The organism is Stutzerimonas stutzeri (genome assembly GCF_000935215.1).
Lineage (GTDB): Bacteria > Pseudomonadota > Gammaproteobacteria > Pseudomonadales > Pseudomonadaceae > Stutzerimonas.
The window spans coordinates 1-5,946 of sequence record NZ_JXXD01000134.1; the positions used below are offsets into that span (position 1 = coordinate 1).

General features: G+C 65.8%; 6 protein-coding genes and 1 pseudogene. 2 read left to right on the top strand and 5 right to left on the bottom strand.

Features of this window, described 5'->3' with window-relative positions; all coding sequences use genetic code 11:
• From LO50_RS14260 to LO50_RS14275, 4 genes and pseudogenes are all read right to left on the bottom strand, one after another.
• A pseudogene (locus LO50_RS14260) lies at nt 1-190 on the bottom strand (transmembrane anchor protein); the annotation flags it as partial.
• A 12-nt stretch (nt 191-202) separates the two neighbouring features.
• Nucleotides 203-934 carry a HupE/UreJ family protein gene (locus LO50_RS14265; protein ID WP_044315424.1) on the bottom strand — a complete coding sequence of 244 codons (732 nt, stop codon included), beginning with the start codon at nt 932-934 and terminating at the stop codon, nt 203-205.
• A gap of 58 nt (nt 935-992) precedes the next feature.
• Nucleotides 993-1,349, bottom strand: a complete 357-nt coding sequence (locus LO50_RS14270) for a hypothetical protein (protein ID WP_044315425.1) — start codon at nt 1,347-1,349, stop codon at nt 993-995.
• Between the two features lie 212 nt (nt 1,350-1,561).
• Nucleotides 1,562-3,409, bottom strand: a complete 1,848-nt coding sequence (locus LO50_RS14275; RefSeq protein ID WP_044315426.1) for an SLC13 family permease — start codon at nt 3,407-3,409, stop codon at nt 1,562-1,564.
• A 229-nt stretch (nt 3,410-3,638) separates the two neighbouring features.
• Here LO50_RS14275 and LO50_RS14280 point away from each other — a divergent pair, with 229 nt between their 5' ends.
• Nucleotides 3,639-4,595, top strand: coding sequence for an alpha/beta hydrolase family protein (locus LO50_RS14280; RefSeq protein ID WP_044315427.1), 957 nt, complete (start codon nt 3,639-3,641; stop codon nt 4,593-4,595).
• A complete protein-coding gene (locus LO50_RS14285; RefSeq protein WP_044315428.1) occupies nt 4,592-5,068 on the top strand; it encodes a GreA/GreB family elongation factor in 477 nt (158 codons plus the stop codon). Before LO50_RS14280 ends, LO50_RS14285 begins: the two co-directional genes overlap by 4 nt.
• 108 nt (nt 5,069-5,176) lie before the next feature.
• On the opposite strand, the gene LO50_RS14290 is transcribed toward LO50_RS14285, so the two are convergent.
• Nucleotides 5,177-5,946: DNA topoisomerase (locus LO50_RS14290; RefSeq protein WP_044315429.1), on the bottom strand; the 770-nt coding region annotated here is incomplete at its 5' end.

Below are 5,946 nucleotides of genomic sequence, written 5' to 3' on the forward strand. Positions count from 1 at the left end.
TCTGCTTCAGTTCGCCCATCTGGGTCAGGCCCAGCAGTCGGCCGGCACCGGTCGGGTCGATGGCGTACTCGGCGGGCATCACCACGGTTACCAGCAGCACGCCGGCGGCGATCAGGGCGATGAGGGTGGAGCGCAGCAGCTGGCTGCTGCTGGGCAGCTCGCTCAGATCGGGACGTTGGTTGTTGTACATGGGGCAAATTCCTTACGAAGACAGGGCCAGGCCGGTGAGCTGGTAGCCCATCAGCAGGAAACCGGCGCTCATCATGGCGACGTTGGCGGTGTAGGCGTGGCGCCAGAAGCCGGCGGTGCGCCGCCAGTAGCCCATGGCAATGAGGATGGCGCTCAGCGCCAGCAGCTGGCCGACCTCGACGCCGACGTTGAAGGCGATCAGGTTGGCGATCAGGCCATCGGCGGCAATCTCGTATTCGAGAATCTTGGTCGCCAGGCCGAAGCCATGGATCAGGCCGAACACCAGCGTCGCGGCGCGGGTATCGGGCTGATAGCCGAACCAGCGTTGAAAGGCGCCGAGGTTGTCCAGTGCCTTGTAGACGACCGAGAAACCGATGATGGCGTCGATCAGATAGGCGCTGACGCTGATCTCCATCAGCACGCCGAGCAGCAGGGTGACCGAGTGGCCTACTGCGAACAGGGTGACGTAGAGCCCGACGTCCTTGAGTCGGTAGAGGAAGAAGATCACCCCGAAGAGGAACAGCAGGTGGTCGTAGCCGGTGATCATGTGCTTGGCGCCCATGTAAATGAACGGCAGCAGCATCACGCCGGAGCTTTCCTGGATGAAGCCCTTGTCGCCTTCGGCCACGCCATGGGCGAGTGCGTCGGGCATGAGGAAGAACAGCAGCATGCCGAAAACCGGCAGCAGCGAGTGGCGGAGGCGTGCGTAAAACGCAGCGAGCCCGCGCAGGGATTGCGAATGCATGGAATGGTCCTGAGCTGGTGAAAAGAGGTCGCCTGAGGCAACCGCGGTCGCAGCAGGATCAGACGCGAGGTGGACGCTCGATGCGTGACACCGGCCCTTCTGGCAGCGCGCGCCGTGGCCAGGCTGGCAGGTCGGTGCGCTCGGGCTGCGCAGACAGGCTGAGCAGAAGCATGGGATGGGGTGTTTCGTGGATGTGATCGCCAAGCACGTGCACGTGTTGCAGCTGGCACAGCGTGCAGTTGCCGGGCCGCCATTCATGGCTGGGAGTGTGATGATGGTGATCGTCGTGCCAGTGGGCGCCAGCACCATGCTGAGCCGCGCCGTTCAGCCACGACAGCGCATGGCCGCCCCAGCCCATCAGCATGGCGATGAGCAGTGCGGATACCAGCGGGGTCTTGAGGCGTTGGCGGATCATCAGCGATCTCGTGTTGCAGGCGTCGCACGCAAAGCAGGGTATGCCGTTTCGCCTGACACCGCGCGCTGCGCATCGTCAGGTCGACGCGATTCTGGCAGCCATCGTCGGATCTGTCTGCGTGTACTGCCATTGCTCAATGGGCTAATTTTCCTTCCGCCTTGGTAGTAGTCGGAGCGCCCGCGGACGCTGGGCACCGGTGCCACTGTGGCTGCTCATAGCGGCCAGATCCAGAGAATCGCCGGTACGGCGCAGAGCACCACCAGAATCGACAGCGGCAGGCCCAGCCGCCAGTAGTCGCCGAAGCGGTAGCCGCCCGGTGCCATCACCAGCGTGTTTGACTGATGCCCGATGGGCGTCAGGAAGGCACAGGAGGCACCGATCGCCACGGCCATCAGGAACGGATCAGCCGAGACGTCCATCCCACGTGCCAGGCTGATCGCCACGGGTGCGGCGAGCACTGCCGCCGCGGCGTTGTTGACCACGTTGGAGATCAGCATCACTGCCACCATCAGCAGCGCCAGTGTCGCCGCCGCTGGCAACGACTGGCCCAGTCCCAGCAGGGTTTCGGCAATCAGCTGCGAGCCTCCGCTGCTTTCCAGCGCCTCACCGACCGGTAACATCGCCGCGACCAGCACGATGACCGGCATGTCGATGCTGTCGTAGATGCCGCCCACGGGAATCAGCCCGACCAGGATCATCACCAGCGCGCCGGTGACCAGCGCGGTGGCTGCCGGCACCAGGCCGAAGGCAATACAGGCCAGCGTGATGGCGAAGATGGCACTGGCCAGCAGCACGTTACGCGGTGTGGTGATGCTCAGCCCGCGGGACGCCAGCGGCAGGCATCCCAGGCTGTTCAGGCTCGACTGCAGCGCGTCCTCGCGGGCTTGCAACAGCAGGATGTCGCCGCTAGCAAAGCGAATCTTGCCGAGGCGCTGGCGCAGCCGCTGCCCCTGGCGGGCGACGGCCAGCACGTTGACGCCGTGGCGCTCGCGCAGGTCGAGGCCGCTGGCGGTCGTGCCCACCAGTATCGAGCCGGGGGAGACGATGGCTTCGGCCAGGGTCAGCTCGCCGTGCCGGCTCTTGTGATTCTTTTCGGTCCTCTCGTCTTCGAGCGCCTGTTCGGCGGCCTTCTGCTCGTTCTGTGCCTTGTCCTCCTGCTCGTCAACATTGGCCGCCAGCTCGACGCCGGTGACGTCGAGCAGCGCCTTGAGACTGTCCGAATCCGCTTCCACCAGCAGGATGTCGCCCTCGCGCAGCACCTCGTAGGTGGACGGCATGCGCTGGCGCTCGTCGCCGCGCACCAGGGCGATCACCTGCACATCGGCTTCGTCCTCCACCGCATTGATCAGCGCGTGCAGCGTGCGTCCGGCGTATTTGCAGCTTTCCGGTACCCGCACTTCGGTGAGGTAGGCGCTGATCTCGAACAAATCGCCGTTGCCTTCCTGTTCCTGTCGCCGCGGCACCAGCCGCCAGCCGAGCAGGGCGATAAACAGCACGCCGGCGACGGTCACCGCAGCGCCCACCGGGAGAAAGGCGAACATGCCGAACGGTGCCTCGCCAGCCTCGGCGCGATAACCGGCGATGATCAGGTTCGGCGGGGTGCCGATCAGCGTCAGAGTGCCGCCGAGCAACGAGCCGAACGCCAGTGGCATCAGCAGATACGACGGTGAGCGCCCGCTCTGGCGCGACATCCAGATCGCCACCGGCATGAACAGCGCCAGCGCGCCGACGTTGTTCATGAAGCCCGAGCTGAGCGCGACGATTCCGGTCAGTGCGGCGACCTGCGCCCATGGGCGTTCGCCGACCTGCATCAGCCGCCGTGCTACGGAATCCACCACGCCGGCGTTGAGCAGGCCGCGGCTGAGGACCAGCACCGCGGCCACCGAGATCACGGCGGGATGGCCGATGCCGGAGAACACCTCGTCCGCCGGCACGACGCCGGTCAGTGCGCAGGCGAGCAGCGCGCCGAGGGCGACCAGGTCGTAGCGCCAGCGATTCCAGACGAACAGCACCAGCGTTGCCGCCAGTACGCCAAAGACGATCAGCTGTTCGCCGGTCATGAACTTTTCTCCAAGCCGCCAGGAACCCGCAGCGCGTCGGCGCCTTGGTTCGGGGCGGTAATGCCAGTGGAAACCAGGATGAGGTATTGCGCTGCAGGCCACCAGGCTGCAGTGGTAATGCGGCTGTCATAAACAGACTGCGGTCGCTGCGCAAAGGTGCCGGCAGGTTATGGCAAAAATGTGCGCTGCGGGGCAAGGTGGCGGCACAACAATTCGAAAGGTCCTTGCCATGCCCGAGTCCGTTGCCCTGCACTGCACTGATGGTTTCACCCTCGCCGCGCAGCTGTGGCGGCCGGCAGGCGCCGAGCGCGGCGCGGTGATCATCAGCTGCGCCACCGGGGTGCTTTCGCGCTATTACGCACGCTACGCGAGCTTTCTCACTGAGCACGGTTTTACTGCACTGACCTACGACTTTCGCGGCATCGGCGGCTCACGACCGCAGCGCCTGCGCGGCATGCAGATGCGCTGGCGCGACTGGGGCGAGTATGACTTCGATGCCGCGGTGCGCTATATGCGTGAGCGTGATCCGCAAGGGTTGCTGGTTGCAGTGGGGCATAGCGCCGGTGGCTTCATGCCGGGCTTTGCCGCTGCTGCAAGTCAGGTGGACCGCTACCTCAACGTGGCCGGGCAGTACGCCTACTGGCGCGACTACGCCGCCGAGCAGCGCCTGCGTATGTACGCCAAATGGCACCTGTTCATGCCCGCGGTTACCCGGCTGGCTGGCTATTTTCCCGGCCGGCGCTTCGGCTGGCTGGAAGATCTTCCGGCCGGCGTCGCGCTGGAGTGGTCCCGGCGCGGCGCGCGCCTGGAAGACAGCTACCCGCCTGACGAACACGAACTTCTGTTTAGCCGCTTCGCCGCGATTCGCGCGCCGATCCTCGCGGTCAGTACCACTGACGACGAGTTCGCCACGCCGGCTGCGATGCGTCGGGGCTTAGGCTACTTTCATAACAGCCCGCGCCAGCTGGTGCAGCTCAATCCCCGCGCGATGGGCTTCGAGCGCATCGGCCATTTCGGTCTGTTCCATGATCGGCATCGCAACGGTTTCTGGCACGAGACTCTGGAGTGGATCGCCGAGGGCCGCAATCCCTGGCTGGCCGATGCGGTCATTGAGGCGGGTGCAGCGCCGAACAGCGACGCAGCCATTCCCTTCGGCGCGCCGCCGGGCTATAAGCCTGGCCCATGAACAAGACCGCCCTTCAGCAGCAGATCATCGCCACCCTCGAAGCCGACCGCGAGGTCGCCAAGGCTGTGCTGGCCGCGACCCACGAGGCCGCCACCCATGCCGAGAGCAAGGCCGAGAACAAGTACGACACCCGCGGCCTGGAAGCCGCCTACCTCGCCGATGGGCAAAGACGGCGCCTGCACGAGATCGAGACGGCGCTTGCCGCCTACCGCAACCTGCAGCCGACCATCGGCTCGCACGAGTACGTGCGGGTCGGAGCGCTGCTTTGCCTGGAGCACGATGGCGTCGAACGCTGGTTCTTCCTTGGCCCGGATGCCGCGGGGCTGAAATTGCAGCATGAAGGCCGGGAGATTCTGGTGATCTCGCCGCGTTCGCCGTTGGGGCACGGGCTGCTGGGGCGCCGGATCGGTGACGAAGTGGAGCTGCGGGTCAACGGCCAGCCGCAGTGCTACGAGGTGCTGGAGGTTCACTAGGGCAGCTGCTTGTTTCGGACTGGTCTGGGATAGGCGCGATTCGCGGTCAAGAACGCTCCCGCGCTGCGCCTACTGAGTCTGGAAACGTAACCACCCCCGAGCTGTGGCTCAGTCTGCGGTTGCCGGCTTGCGTCGGCGAGCCGGTTTGCGTGGTGCGGCGCTGCGTTTCTTCTTCCATGGTTTTCCGCCGCGGCCGGTGGCCATCGGCGGGCCGCTGATGGTCATGCACAGACCGGCGCAACGTTCGACCAGCTTGCTCATCCACGCCGACTGTTTGGCGACGAATTCTTCCAGCGGCATCTCGCCGCTCTGCACCATGTCCAGCGCCTGCTCCCAGATCGCCGTAGTCCCGGGATCGGCGATCGGCCGCGGCACGGCGTCGATCAGGCTGAACGCCGCCGGCGTCGCCGCCAGTGCCTTGCCCTGGCGAACCAGATAGCCGCGGTCGAGCAGGCCCTGGATGATTCCGGCGCGGGTCGCCTCGGTGCCGATGCCGGTGGTGTCCTTGAGTTTCTGTTTCAACCGCGGGTCATCCACCAGCTTGGCGACGCTCTTCATCGCCTTGATCAGGTCGCCTTCGGTGAAAGGCTTCGGCGGCTGGGTCTGCTGGTCCTTGAGCGTGATCTCGCCCACCGCGTAGTCCTGGCCTTGTTGCAATGCCGGAAGGCTCTGCGGCGCGGCTGCTTCGCGATTGCCCCGTGCCGGCGCCAGCGCTTCGGGCATGGCGCGTTTCCAGCCCGGTTCAACGATGCGCTTGCCCACCGCCCGCAGCGCCTGGCCGGCGCAGTCGAAGTCAGCCTGGGTGCGGTCGTACTCGTGGTTGGGCAGGAACTGCGCCAGGTAGCGCGCGCGGATCAACTCATACACCGCGCGCGGGC